This window comes from Gymnodinialimonas sp., assembly GCF_059726805.1.
The window spans coordinates 1,453,946-1,479,131 of sequence record NZ_AP041059.1; the positions used below are offsets into that span (position 1 = coordinate 1,453,946).

14 protein-coding genes are annotated in these 25,186 nt (G+C 58.5%); 9 read left to right on the top strand and 5 right to left on the bottom strand.

From position 1 onward, the window contains the following. Positions 1-621: 621 nt before the first annotated feature. The 6 genes from AC6I9R_RS07240 (at position 622) to AC6I9R_RS07265 (ending at position 16,269) form a co-directional block, all read left to right on the top strand. On the top strand, positions 622-1,326 hold the full coding sequence (locus AC6I9R_RS07240; RefSeq protein ID WP_461428151.1) for an IS6 family transposase: 705 nt from the start codon (positions 622-624) through the stop codon (positions 1,324-1,326). A gap of 292 nt (positions 1,327-1,618) precedes the next feature. After that, positions 1,619-5,539: a DUF6603 domain-containing protein gene (locus tag AC6I9R_RS07245; protein WP_461428152.1), complete on the top strand. Its 3,921-nt coding sequence runs from the start codon at positions 1,619-1,621 to the stop codon at positions 5,537-5,539. Between the two features lies 1 nt (position 5,540). Beyond that, entirely contained in the window at positions 5,541-7,931 is a 2,391-nt protein-coding gene (locus tag AC6I9R_RS07250; protein ID WP_461428153.1) for a hypothetical protein, read from the top strand. A gap of 33 nt (positions 7,932-7,964) precedes the next feature. Further along, complete coding sequence (locus tag AC6I9R_RS07255; protein WP_461428154.1) at positions 7,965-11,759, top strand: hypothetical protein; 3,795 nt, start codon at positions 7,965-7,967, stop codon at positions 11,757-11,759. A 64-nt stretch (positions 11,760-11,823) separates the two neighbouring features. Beyond that, on the top strand, positions 11,824-14,022 hold the full coding sequence (locus tag AC6I9R_RS07260) for a hypothetical protein (protein WP_461428155.1): 2,199 nt from the start codon (positions 11,824-11,826) through the stop codon (positions 14,020-14,022). A 36-nt stretch (positions 14,023-14,058) separates the two neighbouring features. After that, entirely contained in the window at positions 14,059-16,269 is a 2,211-nt protein-coding gene (locus AC6I9R_RS07265) for a hypothetical protein (RefSeq protein ID WP_461428156.1), read from the top strand. A 328-nt stretch (positions 16,270-16,597) separates the two neighbouring features. Here the strand turns inward: AC6I9R_RS07265 and AC6I9R_RS07270 are convergent. The 3 genes from AC6I9R_RS07270 to AC6I9R_RS07280 form a co-directional block, all read right to left on the bottom strand. Beyond that, positions 16,598-17,724 (bottom strand): IS3 family transposase gene (locus AC6I9R_RS07270; protein ID WP_461428157.1). Its coding sequence is split into 2 segments (ribosomal slippage): positions 16,598-17,460 and positions 17,460-17,724, totalling 1,128 coding nucleotides; the frame shifts between segments, so codons are not numbered across the junction. Between the two features lie 101 nt (positions 17,725-17,825). Next, positions 17,826-18,380, bottom strand: coding sequence for an SRPBCC family protein (locus AC6I9R_RS07275; protein WP_461428158.1), 555 nt, complete (start codon positions 18,378-18,380; stop codon positions 17,826-17,828). 65 nt (positions 18,381-18,445) lie between these two features. Continuing rightward, on the bottom strand, positions 18,446-19,354 hold the full coding sequence (locus AC6I9R_RS07280; protein WP_461428159.1) for an aldo/keto reductase: 909 nt from the start codon (positions 19,352-19,354) through the stop codon (positions 18,446-18,448). Between the two features lie 159 nt (positions 19,355-19,513). Here AC6I9R_RS07280 and AC6I9R_RS07285 point away from each other — a divergent pair, with 159 nt between their 5' ends. Continuing rightward, a complete protein-coding gene (locus AC6I9R_RS07285) occupies positions 19,514-20,386 on the top strand; it encodes an AraC family transcriptional regulator (protein WP_461428160.1) in 873 nt (290 codons plus the stop codon). Between the two features lie 234 nt (positions 20,387-20,620). Here AC6I9R_RS07285 and AC6I9R_RS07290 read toward each other — a convergent pair whose 3' ends face one another. After that, positions 20,621-21,127: an antirestriction protein ArdA gene (locus AC6I9R_RS07290; RefSeq protein WP_461428161.1), complete on the bottom strand. Its 507-nt coding sequence runs from the start codon at positions 21,125-21,127 to the stop codon at positions 20,621-20,623. A 421-nt stretch (positions 21,128-21,548) separates the two neighbouring features. Next, a complete protein-coding gene (locus tag AC6I9R_RS07295) occupies positions 21,549-21,752 on the bottom strand; it encodes a hypothetical protein (protein ID WP_461428162.1) in 204 nt (67 codons plus the stop codon). Between the two features lie 314 nt (positions 21,753-22,066). Between AC6I9R_RS07295 and AC6I9R_RS07300 the strand changes: the two genes are divergently transcribed. Next, positions 22,067-23,278, top strand: a complete 1,212-nt coding sequence (locus AC6I9R_RS07300; protein ID WP_461428163.1) for an SIR2 family protein — start codon at positions 22,067-22,069, stop codon at positions 23,276-23,278. After that, positions 23,275-25,146 carry an ATP-binding protein gene (locus AC6I9R_RS07305; protein ID WP_461428164.1) on the top strand — a complete coding sequence of 624 codons (1,872 nt, stop codon included), beginning with the start codon at positions 23,275-23,277 and terminating at the stop codon, positions 25,144-25,146. The genes AC6I9R_RS07300 and AC6I9R_RS07305 overlap by 4 nt, the downstream gene beginning before the upstream one ends. Positions 25,147-25,186 lie beyond the last annotated feature (40 nt).

Sequence of the window (25,186 nt, forward strand, 5' to 3'; positions counted from 1 at the left end):
ACGTAGTTTAAGACAAATGTGGCGAAGGTTGGCATCGTATTTTCGAATAGCGGAATTGGCTTTCCGAACCTTTGCCCATTCCAAGCGGCTTTTGTGGGCGACACATTTGAGCCTGGCAAAGTGTAAGTCGTTAGAATATCTGAGAGTTGTGAGTCGGGTAAACATCATCACTCCCCGAAGACGCGCAATCCATACAGCCTTAAGGCAAATTAGACCATATCATGATCTACTGAATTTCTTAAATTTGGCATCGAAGAAGTGAAATTGTGCCTCTCGAAATACTGTTTGATATTGCTGTCTCCGTCTGCTGCCCACCGCCTGGATCGGTGAACGTGCGTCGGGGTAAACCTGTAGAAGGTCCGGGCGGACGATGGATTCCTTGCGTCTGTGCGCTCGCTGACAAGACGTTCGTGTCATGTGTCTATGAGGTTGGGCCTGGGCAAAGACAGGTTTGTAGCCTCCATCCGCCAACAAACAGTGACGACGAAGCCCTTTCTCGGGCGTTTAGACTTGCGACGCTCGCCGCTGCCTAGGCCGGCCGACGGGCGCCCCATCGCAAATTCGGGCCTTGTCAGAGGAACTTGGGTTGAGCGGGGCAGGGCGGTTGCATAGCGTCGCTAGATGACCAAACGATCCCCTTTCAAGTATTTCAAAACCAGCTCTGAGATCATCCGCCTGGCAGTGACGTATTATGTGCGGTTCCCGCTCTCGCTCAGGAACGTGGAGGATTTGCTCCACGAGCGTGGCGTAGAAGTGAGTCACGAGACCATCCGATATTGGTGGCAGCGTTTCGGCCCGATGTTTGCGTCAGAGATCAAGAAGCGCCGGATCCAAGGCCTTAAATCAAGCCGCTGGCGGTGGCATCTGGACGAGGTTTTCGTGCGGATAAACGGCAGGCAGCACTATCTTTGGCGTGCTGTCGATCATGAGGGCGAGGTGCTGGAGAGCTTTGTCACGAAGCGGCGTGACAAGAAGGCTCCGCTGAAATTCTTAAGAAAAGCAATACCAAAGCACGGCCGGCCCGAGGTGGTCGTGACCGACAAGCTGCGCTCTTACGGCGCTGCTCTCAAGGAACTAGGCGGCGCGGATCGGCAAGAGACAGGCCGCTGGGTCAACAATCGAGCGGAGAATTCGCACTTACCTTTTCGACGAAGAGAACGGGCGATGCTTCGGTTCCGACGCATGCGAAGTCTGCAGAAATTTGCTTCCGTTCACGCATCTGTCTCCAATCACTTCAACCAGGAACGCCACCTCAATTCACGCGACAACTTTAAGCTGAACCGGACCGCCGCTCTGTCGGAGTGGCGGGTTCTTTGCGCTGAATAAGTGGCAGTGACCTTGTCCTACCTGAGACTGGTTCGAATTTGTCTGACAGCACCCAACAAAGCCCTTCAATTCCTTAACGTGGACCGCTCAATTCTCCCTAATTTTTATACCCTTTCTGACCGCCAATTCACGACCAGCGAAAGCCAAACCACCACTCCACGGACTCAAATTCCTTGTTTTTTATTCAGCTTTGCGCGTAGCCTCGGGGTATTGTTTCATGCGGGGGCGTTTATTTTTGGCCCCCACCACCTGGTCGCCAAGGGCTCTGCCACTTGGAAAGGGGAGCCTTTATATGGCGAGTATTTCCGCATCCAGCCTGACGTCGTGGCTCGAACAGATCGGGGTTTTGGTTAACCTTTTGACCACCACCGACGACGGGTTTGACGTCAATGAGGCTTGGTTCGAACACCCCTGGGGCGATGGCGATATCAAGAACATCGACGGTGTGCCGCAACGCCCCGAGGTGCTGTTCCCGCTGGTTGATGCGATCCTTGGACCAGCGGCCACGGGCGGTGGCATTCCTGGCCTGACGGACCCTGCGGGTAACACGCTCAACTGGTATCCGATCAATTTCGGCGAGACGGTCACGGGCGTCAGCCTTGTGATGAGCGACCCCACTGCGTCCTTCGAGACGACGCCCGGCGATATCGGCGTGGGGATGCAGCACACGTTCACCTCCACAAGCGCCAAGGGCAGCGTCGATGTTTTCGGCTACGCGCCGATCTATGCGCTTTTGACCGGCGGCGACGCGGATTTCGCGCTGGCGGGCGCGGACACGCCCCTGACGGTGTCGTTTGTCGTCAATCTCGACACGCCTGCTCCGTTTGAAAGTTCATCCGTCTCGAAGATCACCATCACCGGGTTCCTGAGCCTGGCGGACAAGGTGTCGCCCTCTTTTGAGGTTGATTTCTTTGACGCCGACGACACCAAACTCGCCAGCGCGACCAGCCTGACGGAGCTGATTGGCAGCTCAATCGAGATGGGGCTCGACACGCTGTTGCAAACGAAATCGGTGACGGACTTCCTGAATTCGAGTATTGGCGAAACCAGCCTGACGGTTGGGCAATTGCTGGTCGCGGGCTTGCTATTGCAGGAAAATAGCGGCGTCTACACGCTGGCGGATTACTCCGCTTGGTCCGACAAAAGTGCCCTCCAGATTGCGGCCGAGATCGTGTTCCACATGCTCGACGAGCTCAGCGAAGAGCAGAGCGTTCTGATCCCGATGGGCAACGGCGGGCTCTATGTTGTGGCGCAACAGACCTCGGACACGGCCACCGATTATGGCCTGCGGATCTGCCTGCCCGACTACGCTTTGGGCAAGGTGGCCGCGGACGACAGCGGCACGACGGAGGCCCCGAATGAGCCGGACACCGGCGCCAACAAGAACAAACCGCAGCTGACCCTGCAAATCGGCAAATGGCTGACTGGAGAGGATGATTACGCCAACTCCTGGATCTCGCGCTCGGTCAACGACACACCCGCGACGGAGCCGACCGAGGCCGGGTCCCCCAACGACGATCCGACCGCGCTGCAACCGGGCGTCTCGGTCATGTTGATCGAATATGACACCGCCGCCGACCAGGAAATTGCCTTCGCACCCCGGCTAGAGTTCGTGTCCGTGGGCGTCGACTACATCGGCACCAACGGAAATCCGCTTCTGGACGTCGCGGGCGTGACTTTGGGCGGGATCGAGTTGCGCGGGTTGGTGTCGCTGAACCTGTCCTCAACTCCGGATCTTCAGATCGGCGGCGCGGCGCGGCTGGACGATCTGGGCATTCCGCTTGGCACCAGTTTCGATGCCGCCGACACGGAGGGTGACAACCCCACGGCGGCCAACAGCGTCGCCTCGGGTGATGGCGAAGGCGGCAATGCCACGACCGACGCGACCGATCCGGTGAACCCGCCGTTCTCTGTCTCTGCCGCTTATGTCGTGAACGATTATCTGGCCGTGCAGCTTTATGATGAGAACAACGCCCCCACGGACATCGTCTGGTTCTCGGCGCAAGAGGCGTTGGGGCCGGTGCATCTGTCCAAACTGGGCGTCGGCTGGGATCAATCCGAGGATATCCTGTCGTTCATCGTCGATGGCGGCGTGTCGCTTCTGGGCCTGACGGTGGATCTGGTGAACCTGTCCATCGGCATCCCGGTCACGCATCCTTTCACGCTGTCGGATTACACGCTGGGGCTAGACGGCATCGGTGTCGATTTCAAGGAAGGTCCGATCGAGATTTCGGGCAGTTTTCTGGAGAACAAGGCCTCGGATCCGGTGGATTATGAGGGCGAGGCGATGCTGCGCCTGTGGCACTACGCGATCTCGGCCTATGGCGCTTATGCCAATGATAACGGCTCGCCGTCGCTGTTTGTCTATGCCCTGATGGATGCGCCTCTGGGTGGCATTCCGGCGTTCTTTCTCAAGGGCTTAACGGGGGGCTTTGGATACAACCGCACGCTCACCTTGCCCGGCCTTAATGAGGTAGAGGACTTCCCGCTGGTCGCCGCCTTAGCCGACCCTTCGATCCTCAGCGGCGGGCCAACGGCGGTGTTGGAGACGCTAGACAACTGGATCGCGCCATCACGCGGCGAGTATTGGCTGTCGGGCGGGCTGGCCTGGACCACCTACGATATCGTCAACGCCAACGTGTTGGCCTCTGTCGAGTTCGGCAATGATTTTGAGATTGGGCTTCTGGGCATCGCCACCATGGCCCTGCCGCAGAACACGGACAAACACCTCGCCTATGTGGGCCTCGATATCGACGTGACGCTGGATATCGGCGCGGATGAGTTTCTGGCCTCTGCCGTGCTCAGCCCCGATAGTTTCCTGCTCGACCCCAAGTTCAAACTGACCGGAGGCTTTGCGCTGCAGGCCTGGTGGAGTGACAACGCGCACAGCGGCGATTTGGTGATTTCGCTGGGAGGGTACAGCCCCACGATCACGGTGCCAGACTACTACCCGGAACTTGCGCGCCTTGGGTTCTCGTTCTCTTTCGCCGAAGACCTGTCGATGAACGGGGATCTCTATTTCGCGCTGACCACCAGCAACGTGATGGTCGGCGGCGAGATGCAGTTCACCTTCGACATGGCGGGCATGAAGCTGTGGTTCTCGGCCGATATCGACGCCTTCCTCTACTGGCAGCCGGCCTATCTGGACGTCCACATGTCCGTCACCGCGGGCGCGTCCTATACGGTGTCGCTCTTTGGCTCAAAATCGACGTTGCAGGTCGAGGCCAATGGAGAGTTTGATTTCTGGGCCGCGCCGTCTGGCGGCAAGATCGCGTTGGATTTCTGGTTCATCAGCCTGCCGTTCTCGTTCGGCGCCCCGGAGCAGACCGGAAGCGACGACACCGTGTGCTGGGACGAGTTCGAGACGATGCTGCCGCCGCCGGTGGCGCAACCGACGACGAACTTGGCAGTGCAGCCCGCAACCGCTTTGGCCGAGGAGGTCACCACCGGCAATCAGGCGAACTCCAGCGTCGTGACCGTCACGCTGTCGGGCGGGTTGCTGTATATGTTCCCTGAGACGTCCGAGGACATCGGCGCCGATTGGGTCATCCGCGCGGACGCCTTCTGCTTCTCAACCGCGACCGTTATCCCGGCCTCGGAGATCCTGCTTTGTGGCGCGTCTGTCGCCACCTCTGACGCGGAGATCGGCGCGCGGCCCTTGGGCGTGACACTGACCGACACGACGCTGGCGATCAGCATCAAAAACTCCGATTGCATCGAGTTGGACGCAAGCCAGTGGCAGGCCACGACTACGCCCACGGGCGCGCCTTCGGCGGTGTGGGGCACGCCGGTGTCGGGCAAATCCGCGCCGAAATCCCCTGATCTAGTGGACGGCTGCCTTCTGGGCGCGACCACGGTGCTGGCCCCCCACGCGACCCTGAGCGGCCCGCCGGCCTTCCCGGCGTCTGCGGCCTTCGCCTACATCCCCGTCGATCCCGGGGCCGGGCCCTTGTTGCCCCTCGAAAGCACCGCCGTTCCGGCCACCAGCGGCGCGCCGACAGCCTCCACGGCAAGCGACAGCACGTTGGAGCAGATCACGAACATCGCCAGCACGGACGTCTCTGCTACACGGGACCAGATCTTTGCAGCATTGGCCGAGTTGGGCGCGGACGCGGGGCAGAACGGCGATCTCAGCATCATGGCAGCCACGCCGTCTGGCGTGTTCAGCGCGGCCCCGATGGCGGGACAGTCTACAACCGGCGGAGGCGCATAAGATGGCTCTCAAAGACCTTGGCATCTCTGTCGACATGCAGTTCTTCGACAATTACCTGCCGCTTCTCTACCCCGACACCTATACCATCGCGGTGGGGCAGAACTTCACCGCTGACACGCCGCCCGACGGCGCACCGACTTCTTTTTCGGCGGTGAAACAGCAGTTCACCGTGGCAGGCCCTCGGTTTTCCCTGAACCCGGCAGAGATCCACCATCAATTCCCGCCACCCGACAGCCAGGGCCAGTACGCGGAGGCGCTGCCTCAGGTCGTCCTGAACATGAAGGCCCTGCCGTGGGAGCGGTGCATTTTTGGCGGCCAAAGCCCGACCGATCGGGACAAGGCGACGCCGTGGATGGCGTTGTTGCTGCTGGATCAGGATGAGCTGGTGCGCCCTGTCGCCGGGACCACACCCAACACCGGCAGTGGCGCGCCCTCACCCAATGTCACCGGTGTGGCCACGATCACGCTGGATGATCTGCTGTCCCCACCCACGGGCGTTTACGGTCCGCAGGGGTTGACGCTGGGGGCTCATGAGGCCGGGACCGCAACCTGCCAGGTGTTTGAGATTACGCCCGAGATCTTCGCCAAGGTGATACCGATCAAGGCCGATCTGCCGTTCCTCGCCACCTGCCGAGAGGTGGACGTGACCGCCAAGGCCACCGGCGGCACCGACGCCGCGCCCAGCCTTGCCACGCCCGCCGTTGCCACGCCGGGCAGCCGCACATTCTCGGTCGTATGCGGCAACCGCTTCCCGGCCAACCCCGATACGGTCGCCTCCGGGCAAGCCTCGGTCGTGCATTTGGTGTCTTTGGAAGGCTTTACCGATTACCTCAATGATCCGTCGGGGTTCACCTTCCCGTCCGGCACCTCGCAGGTGCGCATGGTGTCGTTGGCGTCGTGGTCGTTCACCTCCTTGAAGGAGGCCGGGCAGAGCTTTTCGTCCCTGATGACCGGCTTGATTCCGGATGATGGCGAGGCCGATGCTTTGTGGCTGCGCAAGCCGCAGGCCACGGCTCCGGCTGCAACCGGAGACGCGCAAGAGGCGCAGACCTACGTGAGTGACGCGCTGGATGCAGGATACATTGCGCGCACCTTCGCCACCCGGCAGGGGGAGCAAACCTTCAGCTGGTATCGCGGTCCCTTCGTGCCGTCGCTGCCCGAGCCCGTAGCCCAGGACGCGCCGTTCCTCAACGCCTCCCAAGCCGCCGTCTACGATCAGACCACGGGGCTGTTCGACATGTCCTATGCTGTGGCGTTTGAGACCGGACGTTTGAAGGCGCTGTCGTCCAAGACCTTCGGCGCGGCGCTGCGCCGCTGGCAAACCCTGGCCCACCGCGCGATTGACAGGTTGGCGGCGGCGTATCTGCTGGCCGAGAAGACCGGGCACGGTGGCACGGCCACGCTTGAAGGTCTCAACAGCGCGCTGGTGGCGGATCTGGCGTCCGATCCCTTTGTGAACAAGATGACCACGGATGTGGTGCAGCAGATTGAGGGTGCGATCCACTCCAAGACCGCGCGCCCCCAGCCGTCCCGAAACGCACCGGCCCAATCCTCAAATGTGGAGGTCACGCAGGCGCTTTTGTCGAACCCCGATGTGCAGGCCTACCTGCAACAGATGGATCAGGAGGCGTTGGGGCCGATCACCGATTACCTCGCGCGGCTTTGGCTTCTGGACGGCGTGCCGTTCAATGCGCTGGTGCCCGATCAGGCCATGCTCCAGCGCGAAACCGTGCGGTTCTTCTACGTGGACAGCATGTGGCAACGCGCGATGTTGGAGGGCGCTTTGGCGACCGGCATCCAATCCAGCCGCGACGGCGCCTATCAGCTAATCATGGAATGCGTGATTGCCGAGGCGGTGCAAAAGACGGTGCAAGCCGTCCGCACGAAACTGTTGGGGCTGACGGCGGATCCACCCGCCGATGTCTCGACCCTGCCTGTTGCGGGGATGCTTCTGCGCTCCGCCGCTGTGACCGGGTGGCCGACTCTGGAGGTGCGCGGGTTCCGCGATGCAAACCGGTCCGAACTGATCCCACTTCTGCGGATGCAACGGCTGTCGCCTGACGTACTGCTGGTGCTGTTCACGGAAGTCCCCGCCTGGATCGAGATCGACCAGCCCCGCGAAGGCCTGCACTATGGGGTGGAGTTGGACACGCAAACTGAGCCGATGGTCTATCTGCGCCAGATCTCGGGCGACGCGACGGGGCAGCTTTACGATCCTCAGCAAGAGATCCCGGTCACGATTGATCCCGACACGCGGATCTTAGACGTGCAAACCCTTGTCTCGGACCTCGCCACCGCGCTGGGGGAGACGACGCTCACACCCTCGGAATATGCGCTTCAAACCATCGCCGCCCCGCAGCAGATGGTCTTTTCCGTGGCCACCCGCTCATGATCCGCGCCGCTGCCAGCCAGAAGGGAGGGTCCCATGTCTAACCCCGATCCCACCGCAACCTGCCTTGTGCCCCTTGGCATCAAGGCGTTGACCATCACGCCGAAGCTCGCTGGGCAGGGGTACGACACCCGTCCGATGAACTACGCCGAGCTGAACAATTTCCTTTCGCCGGTGCCTGCGGTGAACGCAGAGGCGGGCGTGAATGGCGATGTTGGTGTCCATGTGACGTGGACGCTGCCCTTGGCGCTGACCCGCTCCCGGCCCGTGGATCTGACCCAGGGCTCGCCGTCCGAGACCGAGTTTCCGCTGGTCCCCAACCGTTGGCTTGTGGTGCGTCTACCCCAAGACGGCGGCACGGACACCGGCGAGCCGCCCGCCAACAGCGCGGCTTGGGTGATCCTAAGCGACACGCTGACCGCAACCGAGGGCGCGGGCAATTTCATCAACCCTGCCGCCACGCCCGCGACGGGTGATGTGGTGGTCCCCGCCAACATCGGCAGCACACAAAGCCTGAGCGATTGGGTCGCGGCCAATGCGCCCGACAGGGCCAAGCAGTTCCTCGCGGCCGTCGGGCCCGGCGACATCACGTTCAGTGAGTTCGCCGGCGGTGCGCCCGGTGTCTTCTCGATGATCGACCCGCTGGACGGCATTGACAGTGGAACCTTCGCCTATGCCGTTGTCGGCTGGTACTCGGACCCCACGGTTGATCCCTTGGCGCTGCACACGGATTGGGCTGAGGTCACGGATCCCACGCTGCTAGGCAAGCTGGGGTTGGAGGATGCCGCGATCCTGAATGAGCGTCTGGGATGGGCGGTGGCGGGCGATGACCCCACTGCCGCGCCGACCCGGAGCCTCTACCACGCGATGATCTATTCGGTGGTTTGGAACGCGAATGAGGCGCCCCCGTTGCCCACCAATTATCCGAGCACGGCGGCCGAGGTCTCGGAGCAGGTGAAGGTCGCGGTCGGGGCGACCTCTGTGGATGCCTTGTCCGCACTGGTGGGCCATGCCTTGCCTGCGGTGTTGGAGGATAAGGCCGGTCTGGATGCGGAGACGGCCCAGCGGGACGCGGATGTCGTGGCCCTCATGATCGAGGCGGCGCAATATTCCGCCCTTGCCGGATTGGCGGAGCCGGGCGGTTTGCAGAAACTGGAGAGCCGCGCGCACCGGGCGGCCTTTGGCGCGCAGGGCGGCAGCATCCGATGGGAGCTTGTGCCGGTCCTCGGCAGCACCGCGGCTGCGCCGACCGAGGCCCAAGCAAGCTGGCTGATCCAGTTGAACCAGACCGAGTCCGTGTTCGAGCGGGAGGCCGCAATCCTCGGCTCCATGCAATGGCAGCTTTACGCGCTCTGGTGGGAAGCACAGGCGATTGTTGCGCCCCAAACCCCTCAGACGCTGATCAATAATGCAACTCAGGCGCTTTTTGACAACGCCAAGACCCAGTTTGCCGCGACGCCCGGGGCGGTCGCGGACTATAGCGACACGGTCTCGGACCAGATGTGCCTTGTGTCGGGGATCGCGGCAGGCCTGCCCATCGGGGCGACCCCGTCCACCACCGGAGATCCCGACGCGAGCGATCAGGACAAGCGGATTGCGGCCTTTGCCCAAACCATGCCGGACCCGGGCAGCTACACGATCAAACCCGTCCCGCAGGCGCGGTACTGGCAGCCCCAAGACCCGGTCGTGCTGATCGCGGGCGCGGGCAGCCTGACCTCGTTCCAGCCGAAACTGCTGACCTGCCGGACGCTGGCCGAAGTCGCCGCCGCTGTGGGCGCGGACACGCAAACCGCGCTTGTGTCGTCCGAGGCTGCTGCCGCCCTGCCAGAAGGCGTGGCCCTTATGGTCAGCGACGCCGCGCGCCTTCTGCCCAGTGCCGTGGCCGAAGAGGATGCCGATGCCGCGCCGATGCCGCTGGCGCTGGTGAAGTGGAAGCAGCCCTGGGTGCCGCTCTACCTCGATTGGAAGGTGGAATATCTCTTCACCTACCAATTCGAATCCTCCTCATCGACCTACGGCTACTTCACTCGACAAGAACCGGATTACCAGTTCGCCTTCGACTATGCGGATTGGGCCTTTGACGGCAAAGACTACGTCTGGGCCGGCAATGATCTGGTCGCGGATCAATCCGGCACCCTATCCTCGCAACACGTCAAACCCTACTCGGGCCGCACCTATGTGACGCCTCAGGCCACGCGCACGTTCTCGTCCACTTTGGCCGCGTGGGAGGAGACCCACCCCGGAAGCCTTGATCCCAGCGTGATCGCGCAGGTGCAGGAGTGGCAGGTCCTGTCCCAAACGCTCAGCGGGCTGACCTCGCTTCTGGTGATGCGGGACATGGGCAACAACGTGCCGCCGTCCGACGGGCTGGAGCCGCTGATTGGCCGCCAGCCGGAAGGCGTGCCGTACCCGCAGGCCTTCCCCGATCAGTCCTTGGCGTACCACGGCGGCGTGCCCTACTTCTTCCCTCTGCGCGGCGGCATGATGCAACTCTCAACCCTGCGGCTGACCGACAGCTTTGGCCGGATCTGTGACCTGACCAATGCCAATGGCGTGTCCCCGTCGTCGGGGAATAAACAGCTGGTCCCGATCCTGTCGCGGGGCATGCAACCGCCAAGCGACACGGCGGCGGTCTCGGACGGGCTGATCAGCCTGCCGCCACGGATCGTGCAGCCGTCGCGCCTTGCGGTGCGCTTTGTCTCGGCCAATGACGACACCGTAGAGACGGGCTACGGCGCGGATGACAACCCGGTCTGTGGCTGGCTTCTGGCCAATCACCTGGATCAGGCGATTTCGGTCTACGATCAGGCGGGCAACGCGTTGGGAGAGATCGGGACGCTTGTGACTGGCATCGCGGACGGTGTGGAGCAGCGCCAAGTCGTCTGGACCTGGGCGCCTGGCGGGTCCGTGGCGCCCCAAGACCTCAGCGGCAGCGCGCCCACGGGGCTCAACACGCATCTGCAAGGCGTCGTGGACAGCGTTATCATCGACGACAATGGGGCCGCGTTCTTTGCGCTCTTGAGCACAATTGATGAAACCGCCTGGACCATCGACCCCTTGGGAGGACGCGAGGATCAGGGTCTGTCGACCCTGATCGGCTATCCCATCGCCGTGGTGCGCGCCAATATGCAACTGCAACTCAAGGGGTTGGCCTATACCAACCAAGCCTACATCGACCTGTTCAAGCCGGGCAGTGATGAGCTGCTGGAGAACACCGGCAGCCTGTTGGAGGTGCCGTTTCCGGTGCGTTTGGGCGGAGAAGAACTCCGCTCGGACGGGTTAATCGGTTATTACATGGGAAGCGACTACAGCACGTTGAACGCGGTCCATGTCTCGTCCGAGGTGCTTGCAGATGACACGGGCTATGTCCGGAAGATCGGCGCGCCGCTTCCCGATGAGGGTGGGCCGAATTACGTGAACTTGCATCCGGTTCCCGCGACTTCTCATCAAACCGATTACGTCTTTGACACGACGCAGTCCCAAAACCTGACGCTGCTGGTCGATCCCCGCGCGAGCCTGCATGCGACCACCGGCCTGTTGCCGGTCAAGCGCAGCGAAATCCCGGATCGCTTCGTCTCCCCGGCGTTGAAGACCATGGCGCTGTCGATCTCTGTTGGGCCTGTTTTGTTGGAACCAGAGGCCGTGCAGATCCCGCTGCCGTCCGAGCAGAATGGCCGCTGGCAATGGATCAGCGCGTCCGATCCCACGACATGGGCCAGTGACCCGGTGGTCAGCGCCAGCGACCGCGCCCGTCTGGATCGTGCGGCCCCAAATATGGTGCAGGGGTGGTTGCAACTGACGCCGAACCCAGATGTGCCGACGGGGGAGTGAACATGACACGCCTCCCCGCTGCCCCGATCCCCACACGACAGGCCTTTTATGAACCGAGGGCGATATGACTGAGACGACAAAGCTCCAATATAACATGACAAGCACCCCGAACCCGGTGCAGGTCTCGGACGAGCAAACCGACAGCACGGCGACACTGGAGGTTGTCGCCAGCAACCCGCAGGGCCGGATGGTCACGGTCGAGAGCATTCAATTTACCTTCGCCATCGGATCAAACGCCAACCAACTCAGCAACCTTGAGGTCAGTGGTTTCACCCTCACCCTGCCCAAGGGCTGGACGCGTACCATTTCAGGGGCCAGCGTGATTTTCACTCCCCTGACCGGGTCCGCAGAGGTCGGGCCGGATGGATTGATGTTCACGTTCGAGATGCTGATCAACAACGCTCCGGGCACCACGCCCATCACGATCACGGAAATCGACGCCAGCGGCGGGGATCCCGGCACGACCACGCTGTCGGTGTCCAAATTCCCGCTAGACCTGACCATTGTGCCAATCTCGGCCGATCCGCAGGTTCTGCCGGGGCCGAACACATCCACACAACTCAGCTGGGATGTCAGCGGCTCGAACTCTGCCGACTACGCCTTTACCCTAAGCTTTGCGACGGCCACCAAGAACGGCAGCAAAACGGTGTCCGCGTCCGACACCTATATGACGCCGCCCTTGGTCGAAAGCACGCTGTTTACACTGACGGTCCAAGGCACGAAGGAAGATGGCGGGCAGATTAACAACACAAGCTCGGTCTTTGTGCCGATCGGGCCACCTCTGGTTACATGCTTCACGACCTCGGACTGCGCAGAGGAGGTGACGGTGAATTACGGCGAGCCAGCGGAGCTCGTCTGGACGACCCAGAACGCCACCAATGTGCAACTCAAACCCAGCGACGGGTCGGTCCACATCATCAACGCGCCCACCTCAGACGGCTACGCGGTCTACCCGCTGACGAAGACCAGCTACACCCTGTCTGCGGAATACAAGGATGGCAGCGCACAACCGCGCACGAACCCCTACGGCGATCCGGTGATTGTCAAGATCGCCCCGCCCGTGGTCACAGACATGAAGGTCGTGTCGGTGGAAGGCGGCAACTTCGTGAATTGCACCTATCAGCTGACCTACGAGGCCCAAAGCGCCAACTACGTCTGCCTGACAACCTCGCCCGATCAAAAGATCGCGCCCGCGTGGTATCCGGTCACGCAAACCACCATCGATATCCCCACACCCAAGACCCAAGGGGTCGAATACACGCTGACGGGTTATCAGCTGACCCGCAATCAGATCGCCATCATCAAGTCCGGCGGCGCGGCAACTGAGGTTTTGGGGGCCGAGGCGGAGACGCCGGCAAGCGTGGGGACCTCAGTAACCCTCACCTTTGAGGCGCCCGCCATTCAGGTCGCGACCCACTCCTTCCCCGCCGACCCAACCAAGCAAACCTACGCCTTCCCCGTCGGCACGACCCCGACGGCCTTCGCAGCCTTCATCAGCGGATTTTACTTCGTTTATGAGGATAGCGGCGCGAACTACATCTCGACCGTGGTAGGCCGTATTGTGAGGGCGAAGGCGGATGACGACACGGTGACGGTGAACGTGAGCCAGCTGTTGAGCGACGAGCATGACCCGCCCCACACGATCTCGGACGATTCCTATATCGATGTGCAACTGATCTGGCTGGACGGCTCTACGCCCGACGTTCTGTCGATGGCGCCCGCCAGCATCTACAAACAAGTGACCATGCCCGCGCCCGAGGTCACCCAGCCGACCAATGGCCTTTATTCCATGAGCTGGTATTCCAACCAGAACAAGATCTCGGGTTTCAACCTGACAACCGGGACGCCCGTCGTTTCTAAGGGCAACGTGGTCAAGACCAATGACGCGAAGTTCGAGGTGGATCACAGCGGCAGCGCCTACGGCCCCGGAGAGGTTCTTTGGACGACCATCGCCTCACTCCCTGGCCAGCCGGGGGGGATTGATTGGCAATCCAAAAATAAATGCAACAACGGGCTTTCGTATGAGGTGAGCGGAACGGCTCCAATTGAGTCGATTGTGGTCATTCCCACCGGGTTCTTTGTCAGCAATGGCAGCAGTAATGAGAACTTCCATTCGATGCAGATGACGATCGACGTCCAGGGCAGCCCCGGCGACACGAGCTTCTTCATTCGGCCGACCATGTATTGGCACAAATCGACTGGCGACGGCTACACCGGCCAAGTGGATTGCGATGTGTTGATTATCTACCAAGTGCCGGATTGAGGCATAGCCTTTCACGTCACACCATAAGGAATACCCATGCCTGACACCCCGTCGCTGCAATATGCGCTCAGCACTGATCCCAATCCGGTCCAGGTCTCGGGCAGTACGCACGATAGCGTCGCGACCTTCACCTATGTGTGCAGCGCGGGCCGGTTTGCCGTCAACGTGCAATCCATCGCGTTCACTTTCAGCGTTGGCCAGGACGCCTTTAACCTGACGAACCAATATCTGGAGGATTTTGGCATCTCGATGCCCGATGGGTGGACCATGACGATCGCCAGCTCCACGGTGACGTTTACTCCGACATCAGGTGCGATTTCCATTGGGCCCGAGGGGGTGACGTTCGCCTTCCAGATCACGATCAACAATGCGATCGGCACCTCTCAGATCACCGTGACAGAGACGTTGGTGGATGCGGACCATTCCACCTCGATTGATTTTGAGGTTTCCAAGTTTCCGCTGGATTTCACGGTCGAGCCGTTGACCGCCACCCCCCAGGTCCTGACCGGGCCGGGCACGTCTACGGTGCTCAACTGGTCCGTCTATGGCGGCGATGCGACCGAGGACGGCACGACCTACGATTGCGTGCTGAGCTATTCCACCGTGCAGGGAGGGGGCAGTGAAACCGTGGGGCAAACCGGCCCAAAGACGTTTGATGCGCTGGCGGAAAACACGCTTTACACGCTGACCGTCAGCGGCACGGATGCTTTCGGCGACCAGTTTTCCAACGTCAGTTCGGTCTATGTCGTCGTCGGCCCGCCCCTTGCGACAGCATTCTCGGCCCTGGATGGCAGCAGCGATATGGCCGTGGATGTGGGGCAACCGGCCTCGCTCATCTGGACCACCCAGAACACCACTCAAGTGCTGCTGCTGCCCAATGACGGGACGTCCCTGACCCTGACCGATCCGCTAACGACCACAACGGGCTACGACTTCTACGTCACCCAAGATTGCGCCGTGACGCTGAAAGCACAGTACCAGGACGGCGACGTGCTGCTGTCCAACGAATATGGCACGCCGGTCAATATCACGATCAACCCGCCCGAGGTTTTGAGCGTCACGATTGGTTCCAACGCCGATGCCAACTTCGTCGATGCCAGTTATCACCTATCATTCACCGCCAAGAATGCAAATTACGTCTGCCTGTCCTCAACCCCAGATCAAGGGTTCGACACTGTTTGGTATCCGGTCGATGGCGGCGACATCCCGATCCCGACACCCGCAAAGAACAACGTGGTCTATACGCTCACTCCCTACCGGATGACGCCCGACGAAGTGGCACTTCTGGAAAGCGGATCGCCCACGACGACGTCGCTTGCAACCTCGACGGATGACGCCAGCGCCGCCATCCCGATGTCAGCAACGCTGACCTTCACGACCCCCGGCGTCTATTTCACACAGCACAAGTTTCCCCGCGACACACAGACCTACACATTCAATCCCGGGCGCAACATCTCGGGCCACATCCTGACGATCAACGCCTTCTATTTTGAGTTTAATAACGGCGAGGATCACCACATCTCCAGCCTTGGGGCGTTTATCGCAACCGAGACGACCAACGCAGCGTCCGTCTACGCCAACGTCAACCAGTTGTTGTCTGACGATTCCTATAACACCCTGTCGAGCAACGGTTATGTGAAGGTTCAGATGATCTACACCGATGACACCTCGCCCAAAGTGCTGGCCTTCCATGGCCGCACCACGACCACGCCGACGGTTATGAACGTTTCCGAGGTCCAGAACGCGATTACGGGTCTCTATAAGTTCAACTGGAGCGTTTCCGGCGACGATCAGATCACGGGAATGACCCTGTCGACCGGGGATCGCACGATCTCAGACGGCAACAGTGTCGCGGTGTCCAGCGAAAAATTTCAAGTAGATCACAACGGATCTTCCTTCGGGTCCGGGACGCTGGAATGGGACATGGTGGCCCAAAACGGCACCAAGCCCTGTGGGCTGGACTTCAAGTATTTCGGACAGTGTAACACGGGCACGACCTATTCCGTGTCCGGCAACCATCCGATTGACTCAATCGCCGTGATGCCAACTCGGTTCAGCTCCGACACCGGCAAGAACGACCAGAATTTCCATAGCTTGAAACTGGATTTCTCCGTCACCGGATCGCCTGGCGACGACACCTTCTATTTTTCGCCCACCTGCTACTGGCACAAGAGCAACGGCGACGGATGGAATATGCCAGTGAACATCATGGTGATAGTGAAATACGCCGTCCCAGAGGACGCATAGCTGGCGATATGAGGCAACGGACGATGGTGAGGCACGCGCACAAACGGTAAATTGATTGGGAGTGCCCTGTGCGTACGGAAAATGGGCTAGGTTCAAAGTCCAGCGCAGCCAACTGTCCTGACGTCCCAGGTGTTCCTTGAAAGTAAAATGGTGCCCGGGGGCTGATTTGAGAACGTATAACCCGCGCACCCCCCACTCCCATTTAGACTGATGAAACTCAACGTTAATAATCATCAGCCTCAGTAATCTCAACAAGACTGAACACTTCGACCAGTTTAAGAAGGCTGCTTATATTGATCAGCCCCACCTGAGTGGTCCAGCTTGAATGTTAGTGCATGATTGGCCTGGGTGCCATCGGGATGATGGTTTCCGGGGCTGGTGGGCGGTAGCCTAATGCACTGTGTGGTCGTTTCGTGTTGTAGTGTTTCCTCCATTGTTCGATCAGGATTTGCGCCTCTCGCAAGCTGTAGAAGACTTCACCATTGAGCAGCTCATCGCGGAGCCGGGCATTGAAGCTTTCGCAGTATCCATTCTCCCAGGGCGATCCCGGCGTGATGTATGCGGTCTTGGCACCAACGGCTGCAATCCAATCTCGTACGGCCTCTGCAATGAACTCAGGGCCGTTATCCGACCTGATATAGGCGGGTACTCCACGCAGGACAAACAGGTCCGTCAGAGCATCGATGACCTCGGTCGAGTTCAGCTTCCGTTTGACCCGGATCGCCAAGCACTCCCGGCTATGTTCGTCCAAGATGTTCAGTGTCCGGAACGCTTTCCCATCACCAGTTCGGTGGTGTACGAAGTCGTAGGACCAGACGTGGCTACGATGCTGGGGCGTGAGCCTGACGCACGACCCATCGTTCAGCCAGAGCCTTCCTTTCTTCGGCTGCTTCATTGGCACTTTGAGCCCCTCACGTCGCCAAAGACGTTCGACACGCTTGTCGTTCAGTTGCCAGCCTGCATCCCTCAGCAGAGCGGCAATCCGACGATAACCGTAGCGTCCATACTGGCGGGTCAGCTCGATCATATCGGCCACCAAGCGTTCCTCGTCAGCACGACCAACCGGCAGACGCCTCTGTGTCGACCGATGCTGACCAAGAACACGGCAGACCCGCCGCTCAGAGATTTGGAACTGGCTTCGCACATGCTCAATGCAGGCACGACGACGCGAAGGGCTCAGTAGTTTCCCCGTGCTGCTTCCGACAGTATGAGCTTGTCCAGCGTCAGGTTCGACACGGCTCGACGCAGCCGATCATTCTCTTTCTGAAGGCGTTTGAGTTCCTTCAGTTGGTCCGTTCCCATACCGCCATATTGCTTACGCCAGCGATAGAATGTCTGTTCCGTTATCTGCACCTGCCTGATTGCATCAATGCACGGCATTCCTTGGCCGCACAGAACCTCAACCTGCCGTAGCTTCGTAACAATCTCTTCTGGTTTGTGTCGCTTGATTCCCATGTTTGATCCTCCGATTCCTAACTATAGGACTGGGCCAATTCAAAGGGGGAGGATCAACTTGCGGCGGTAAGCTTATCAGGCAGCTTCCCGCCATAGAATTCTTACGATTGGCCTTCAACTTCAGTTTTCAGCTCGGCGTTGAACGCCTGATACATCGGCAGCAGTTGGGCAACGAAACTAGCCGCGTAGGGGTTGCCCACGATCTCGTCTGACTGGACGAAAAGGGTCTGATCACCACAAGCCTCGACGCGGTAAAGGTGGTTGTCATGGCCGCCCCCGATGTCTTCGGGGAAGGGGTCTGACCACCCGATAACGCTGCCTTCTTCGTAGATCAGCGTGTGGGGTATCTCCATCACATTGGGCGCGCCATCCTCAGTGGTGCCAAAGATGAAGCTGATCGTCACGCGGCCCCCATCTTCGATGTCGCCGGTCATCCCTTGAAGGGTCCCGGAACTCCAGCTGGCCATCGCCGCAAAGTTGGTCAGCGTGGTCCAGACCTCCGCCGGGGTGGCGTCGATCAGAATGGATGTGTCCACGGTTGCATGGGTAGCGCTGAGCTGCGCGATGCTGCCAGCCATCAAAGTCGCGTCGCAGGACGTATCGGCAATCAGCGGTGTGGATATGACAGCGACAAGGGCGCTTGTGGTTAAGAACATAGGTAGCTTCATGGTCACTCCATGTATCTGGAAAGGCTGGTTTGTGTCCGACAATGCGGTGAATGTCATTTGCTGGGGTCACCACTGGCCCATGCGACCCCGTCACCTCGGTCCATCGACGCCATCTGCGCCATGTCACTGTCGTCGATGGAGAAGGAGAAGAGGTCCAGGTTCTGGCGCATTCGATCCGGGTTCAGGCTTTTGGGCAGGACGGCATATCCATTCTGAACGCCCCAACGCAGCAGCAGTTGTGCTTCTGAGACGCCGTATTTCTCGGCCATGCCTTGGAAGGCCGTCCCGTCTGCCTTCATCTCTTCGGTCTTGGCGCTGTCCTGACCGGGTTCCGTGCGCCATGTGGAAAGCGGAACAAGGCTGCTATAGGCGATCGGCGCGATATTGTGCTTGGCCATATTGGCCAGCAAGCCGGGTTTCTGCGACCAGGGATGCAATTCGATCTGGTTGGCATCGGGCATCGGTAGGCCTGCCTCCGCAATCTCTTCCAAGTGGCGCTCGTTGAAGTTGCTCACTCCGATGGCCCGTGCCTTGCCGCTGGCTTGCAAGTCGAGAAGCGCACGCCACTGGTCTAGACGCATGTCGCCGCCGTAAGGCGCGTGGATCAGGTAAAGGTCGACATAGTCGAGACCGAGGCGGGACAGGCTTGCGTCGCATTCCTCGACAGTTTGTGCACCGGTTTTGGGCACGTCGCCCCATGCGGGGTTGCCGGGCCATAGCTTGGCCGTGACGAACAAATCACCGCGGGACAGCCCTTCGGATCGCAGGCCTTGCCTGATCCCGGAGCCTACGGTTTCTTCGTTGCGATAGCCCGAGGCCGTGTCGATGTGCCGATACCCCGCCGTAATCGCGGACATGATGGCTTTTTCAGCGTCGTCATTCGAGATCAGATAGGTGCCGAATCCCACGGCGGGGATCGCGGCGTCCTTGTTCAGGACGAAAGTCGGTTGTGCGTCAGACATAGGATGCTCCGTTCAACTTTGTGGTTGATCCGAAACTATGGACATGGCGCTGAAACGTCCTGCCAAATCCTACGCCAATTTTGCCAATTCCTCTGAATGTTGGTGTTAATGGATGAAATCGAAACGTTGCTTTGGTAAGCGTCGAGATAGGAGGACAAGATGTCACTTGAGAAACTAAATCGCCTATCAACCGAGCTTGCGGTCAAGGAATATGAGACTTCTGCCAGAGTCCTTCCCGCTGCCCATGTCTTCGAACGCACAGAAACCACTGTGTTTGAGGCTGTTGTTTACAATCCTGTAATCTGTCTGATCCTACAGGGCGGTAAAGAAATGAGCGTTGGTCAGCAATTTGTCGAACTCGACGAAGGCGATATGCTCTTGGTTAGTCACGATTTGCCGGTGGTGTCCAAGATCACTGAAGCCAGCGCGAAACGTCCTTACCGAGCCCTCATATTCTCATTGGATTTGAGCGTCCTGCGCGGTTTGTACGAGCAGGTTGGCGCGGCCGTGTTGCACCAAGGCCATGCGACATCATTGTCTGCCAGCAAAGCCGACCCAGCGTGGACCGAGCCGATGGTGCGTTATTTGGAGTTGATGAATGCGCCTCTGGATGCGCAGGTCCTTGGCCCGATGATCTTAAGGGAAATTCACTATCGTCTCCTCCTGTCACCGATCGGTGGAATGTTGCGGAGCCTTCTGTCGGTGGACAGCCATGCCAGCCGCGTCGCCAAATCCATCCAGCAGATCAGGGCGAGGTTTCGGGAGCCATTGGTTGTTGGCGAATTGGCGCAGGTCGCCGGAATGAGCCCGTCGTCGTTTCATGAACACTTCAAATCCGTGACCGGCACCACGCCGCTTCAGTACCAAAAGGACTTGCGTATGATTGAGGCGCGCACGCTCTTAGAGCGTGGTGTCCCTTCTGTATCTTTTGCGGGGTTCGAAGTTGGGTATGAAAGCCCAACGCAGTTTAGCCGCGATTATTCCCGCAAATTTGGATGTTCGCCCAAACACCATCTTGCACGCGCGTCTTAGGCCAAGGCCCTCGCCCACCTAAGTGGACATTGCTTTCGGAAATTGAATGGCAGGTTTGTCCCGCATAGCGTCGCTTAAGGCTTTGTCGAACGAAGGTCCGCTCGCGATGTCGAGCACTCTAGTTACGTTAGAACGGCGTGGTCGGCTCGCAGGGATATGGTCTTTTCAATATGCGATGCAGGAGTGCACCCGAAAGCCCCCGATGCTGCGCAGGGATTTTGGGCTGCACCCCTCTCAAGTGCTGCGGTAAATCAGGAACGTGCCGCCGACCTCGACTTCGCCGTAGTCCATGGCCAAATCACGGGCGATAGCGTCATAGTCGATGTAGAATTGCAGCCGCTCGGGGATGTCACCGAAAAGGCCTTCCTCGACAAACTGCTCGGCGAGATCGCGCATTGAGCGGGTCTCGTAGATGTCGACGTCAAAGTCGTTGGGCTGGGTGTCGGCCTCGAACGTATAACCACACTCGCCCACGGCGATGATCACTACGCGTTTCTCGTGCTCGTCCCAATCCGCAATGCCCTCCAACACCTGCTCGAGATTGGCTTGATTGATGCCAACGGCGCCGACGAGGTCGCAGTCAATGGCCTCGCCATCGATGAACTGAAACTCAAACTCTTCGACAGGCTCGCCGTAGTCATTCCGCAAGGCAGCGGCCTTGGTCGTGAATTCATCGGCTGTAGTGAAATAGAACCCAGTCGCTGCAAGGTCATAGGGTTGGGCATGGAATTGAATGGTCATTTCTAGTCTCCCTTCAAGTTGAAAAACGGGTTGCGCATGCAACCCGACTAGCCACGCGGCAATGAGCGGGGGAGACTGTCATGGCTGAGCGTCAGGGATGGTGCGGGCGCAGGGCGGAACGCCTGAGCCACGGTCCCTGACGCTCACCGAAGGCCTGGCCTTGATGGTCGATGGGCCGCAGGCCCTAACCGGAGAAAGAGACAGCCAAAGGCTGACAACACTGCGTCAAGGATCAACGCCCGCAGGGATGAGACGGGCACCGGCTCAGCGTGCGCGAGCCTGACCGGCGCAGCCGGGGACGCCGAAACCAGAACGATCGATCAACTGGTCAAACGATAGGTTTCCTAAGAGCGGGCACACCCAAACGAAAAAGGGGCAGACCCACTGGCCTGCCCCTCCCTACGCAGTAAACTTAGTCGATCTAATCCGGCGTGCGCCCGAGCACTTCACCTGTCTGATCTGCATCACTGTCTTTCACGGTTCGCAACACGATGCGGCCGTCCACGGGCAACGCATCCATGCGCACCTCATAGCCCTGACCATCTTTGTGGGACCATGCCGCGCCAATCTTGCTCCAGATGGCTTTGCGACCGTCATCAATTGGCTTGACCGTGTAGGCCAGCATGAAAGGACGCTTCAGACTAGGCGCCGTCTCGGTGGTGTGTGTTTGGTTACTATTTGCATTCATAAAAACTCCTTACTCAGTACGTGTTGAACAAATAGGAACATATCAAGAACACAAATCACGCAACAGAGCAAGGTCCGCATACAAGCGTATGATTGTATTCCTATTTCTGAAGGAGAGAGGGCGGGAAGCGGAAGTTCGCTGCAGTACCGCTTTCTTCAACAACGCGAAAGTAAGCGGACATTCAGCTTACGATTGTACAGCTGGGAGATGTCACTTAGGTTCGATTGAAGATTGATTTAGGAAATTTACAGATGTCGGACGAAGCTAAAGACATAGCAGAACAATTTGAAAAAGCTATTAATACACCGAAACAGTCTTGGCTTCTAGCCGCTGGCGCGAGCTTCATGTCAAACATCCCCTTGATGTATCCTTTGACAAGGCGAGTGTTGGAACTGGCAAGAACAGAAACCTTCAAAGATGAGGGCGAAGTACTTTCTACGATCGAATTTATTGAAGGTGACATTGACCAAAACGCGCACATCGAAATATTTTTGACCCACTTGGCAGATTTAATTTCCATGTCTGTGAGGTCACGCGATCATAGTGCGCAGTTGGGAGATACGAAGGTCAGCTTTGATATCTTGACCAAGTTGCACAATGGGCTTCTGGAGATCATCTCGGATACAATCAGATGGGGCTACCGCGAAAACTGGGCAGAAGATGGCCAGCAGCTAGAATCGAGTGTAGGCACTTCGAATGAGCCTATTGTGACGGTAGAACACCATCTTAGCTTTATGAGAGCAGTCTTTGGGCGGAATAGGGCCGGGCTTGAAGCATTGCGTGGACCAGTAGAGTTCTTCACAACCAACTACGACACTCTTATAGAAGATGCACTCGCGTTGCGTGGTGTACCTTATGATGATGGATTTTCTGGTGGCAGCGTCGCATTTTGGTCTGGATACACGGGGGCCACCAACCCGACAATGAAGGCCAGGGTAGTAAAGCTCCACGGCTCTATCGATTGGGTGGCACCCAAAGATGATGCATCACGACTACTTAGAGTTAGACATCATGACGCTTATCCTGCGCCTAAGAACCAGGTAGTAATTTATCCGCAATCTACAAAATACGTGAACACCCAACTTGACCCCTTTGCGGAGCTATTCCAACGGTTTCGTGGAAATCTCGCCGACGGTTCGGAGCGCGTCTTATTGGTTTGCGGATACTCATTTGGCGATGAGCACATCAACCAAGATATTGAAGTTGCTATGTCTGCTCCAGATAGCCAACTCACGATGGTTGCATTTTCGGAAGAGAGAGACTCGCTGCCTCCGATCCTTGATGACTGGCGTAAGACCTCCTGGGGCGAGAGGATCTATATTGTCTCAAACAAAGGTTTGTATAACGGCGACCGCGGCCCGTTCTGGGCGCTAGAAGAGGGCCGTGATTGGTGGACGTTCACTGGCGTGACTGAAATGCTATCTGATGGCCTCCCAGCGGATATTCAGGAGGCAATGGCATGACCGATTTTGCCGTCGAGCCTGGACTGGAGATTGGCACGGTATTCGAAGTTGCCGGAAACTCCATTAAAATTGCTCTCGACAAACGCATCACTGAATTGACCAGAGGCTATCGTGGGAGAAGCTACTCCGTCGGTCAGCTCGGCAGTGTGATCAAATTGCATGTCGGCAGAAAGGTCATTTTTGCAACGGTTAGCCTTTTGCGCCTTCAGTCGGATGAAGAAGCTGCCGCGATTGCTGCCTCAACTGGAAGCGCTGTCACTACATTTGATAAGCGAGTCATTGAAGCCGATTTGCTCGGGGAGGCTTGGTGGCAACCAAGAGAAGAAAAGTTGGATTTCCGTCGCGGTATCAGCACATTCCCGCTTCCTCTGCAGTCTGTATTTTTAATGACGAAGGGCGAAACTGAGCGACTTTATGCAAGTGTCGAAAGCGCTCGGGATGATGGTATAGATTGTCATGTCGCAATCGGGGATTACGTTGGGGCGACCCGTGTCGCATGTCGAGCCAATATTGATAAACTCTTCGGTCAACATAGCGCGATCCTGGGTTCAACCGGTTCAGGGAAGTCGGGCACAGTAGCATCCATCCTTCATTCGGTGATTGCGCATCAACCTGTCGAAGGACAGCCTTCCAATCCAAGAATTGTGATCATTGATCCTCACGGAGAATATGCTGCCGCTTTTGGAAACGATGCCTTGCTGTACCGGGCATATGATGCGCCAAACGAGGCTGCCGTTGGACATGCAAACCTGAAGCTTCCATTCTGGCTCATGTCCAGTGATGAGTTCCGTTCGTTGATTGTTGGGAAAACTGAGAATGAAGCCACCTCTCAGTCAAACATCGTTTACAAAGCTCTGACCCACGCACGGATGGTTGAGGCAGGACTCACAAAGGCAGCGGCAGATATTGATTTGGCAACTCTCGAAGCCGATCAGCATCCTCAAGAACCAATAGTCATTGATTCAGACGATCCCAATCAGCTTGCGGAACGAAAGCAAGCCATCGCGAATTTTGACCGCGACAAGCCTCGCCCCTTTAGGATGTCGGAATTTGTAGCACATATCCGCGAGCTTCAGACAAAACGGCACACTAACAACGGTTGGGTCGACGAGACCGCTACAAACAAGCAAAAATTTGCTTCAATTCTCGATAAGGTCGCCGTGTTAGGCTCGGACACGAGAATTTCGTTCCTTTTGAACGATCATCTCGATGGGGATCAGCCGCTAACACTGTCCGACGTTCTGGCTCAGTTTCTATCGGTTGCTGACGAACCGGAGGCAAAGGTTAAGATAATCGATATTTCTGGCCTACCCAACGAAATTGCGGGACCACTTACCGCTTCGATTGCTAGGTTGTTGTTCCAATACAAGCTTGCGCAAAACCGAGAGGGTCGAGAGCGCGATCCTATCTTGTTGGTTTGTGAGGAAGCACATCGATATGTTCCAGACCGAGGCGAAGCCCAGTACGCGGTCGCGCAGGATGCGGTTCGCCGCATTGCTCGCGAGGGGCGGAAATACGGTTTAGGCCTCATGTTGATTTCGCAACGTCCAGCAGATGTTGAAGGCACCGTTATTTCACAGTGCAATTCGTGGATCGTTTTACGGTTGTCAAATAGCCAAGACCAACAACATGTTAAGCGTTTCTTGCCCGACAGCCTCTCCAATATGACCTCAGTTTTATCCTCGCTGCCTAGGCAAGAGGCTCTTTTTGTGGGCGAAGCCGCAGCATTACCAGCCCGGGTTAAGATCAGATCTCTTCCCGAAGACAAGCTTCCAGACTCTAACGACATCTCATTTGCTGGCGGGTGGTCACAAGAGCTTCAAAATAGGGCTTTGTTGGACCAGATAGCTTCCATTATGCAGAGCTGACAACAAAAAGAACGCCATTATTATTTGTGGCGGGGTTGCT

Bases quoted from the DNA above. Each gene is read 5' to 3' on its own strand.
- AC6I9R_RS07260 (WP_461428155.1), top strand. From the start codon at position 11,824: ATGACTGAGACGACAAAGCTCCAATATAACATGACAAGCACCCCGAAC.
- AC6I9R_RS07300 (WP_461428163.1), top strand. From the start codon at position 22,067: ATGTCGGACGAAGCTAAAGACATAGCAGAACAATTTGAAAAAGCTATT.
- AC6I9R_RS07255 (WP_461428154.1), top strand. From the start codon at position 7,965: ATGTCTAACCCCGATCCCACCGCAACCTGCCTTGTGCCCCTTGGCATC.
- AC6I9R_RS07280 (WP_461428159.1), bottom strand. From the start codon at position 19,354: ATGTCTGACGCACAACCGACTTTCGTCCTGAACAAGGACGCCGCGATC.
- AC6I9R_RS07240 (WP_461428151.1), top strand. From the start codon at position 622: ATGACCAAACGATCCCCTTTCAAGTATTTCAAAACCAGCTCTGAGATC.
- AC6I9R_RS07245 (WP_461428152.1), top strand. From the start codon at position 1,619: ATGGCGAGTATTTCCGCATCCAGCCTGACGTCGTGGCTCGAACAGATC.
- AC6I9R_RS07290 (WP_461428161.1), bottom strand. From the start codon at position 21,127: ATGACCATTCAATTCCATGCCCAACCCTATGACCTTGCAGCGACTGGG.
- AC6I9R_RS07265 (WP_461428156.1), top strand. From the start codon at position 14,059: ATGCCTGACACCCCGTCGCTGCAATATGCGCTCAGCACTGATCCCAAT.
- AC6I9R_RS07275 (WP_461428158.1), bottom strand. From the start codon at position 18,380: ATGTTCTTAACCACAAGCGCCCTTGTCGCTGTCATATCCACACCGCTG.
- AC6I9R_RS07305 (WP_461428164.1), top strand. From the start codon at position 23,275: ATGACCGATTTTGCCGTCGAGCCTGGACTGGAGATTGGCACGGTATTC.
- AC6I9R_RS07295 (WP_461428162.1), bottom strand. From the start codon at position 21,752: ATGCTGGCCTACACGGTCAAGCCAATTGATGACGGTCGCAAAGCCATC.
- AC6I9R_RS07285 (WP_461428160.1), top strand. From the start codon at position 19,514: ATGTCACTTGAGAAACTAAATCGCCTATCAACCGAGCTTGCGGTCAAG.
- AC6I9R_RS07250 (WP_461428153.1), top strand. From the start codon at position 5,541: ATGGCTCTCAAAGACCTTGGCATCTCTGTCGACATGCAGTTCTTCGAC.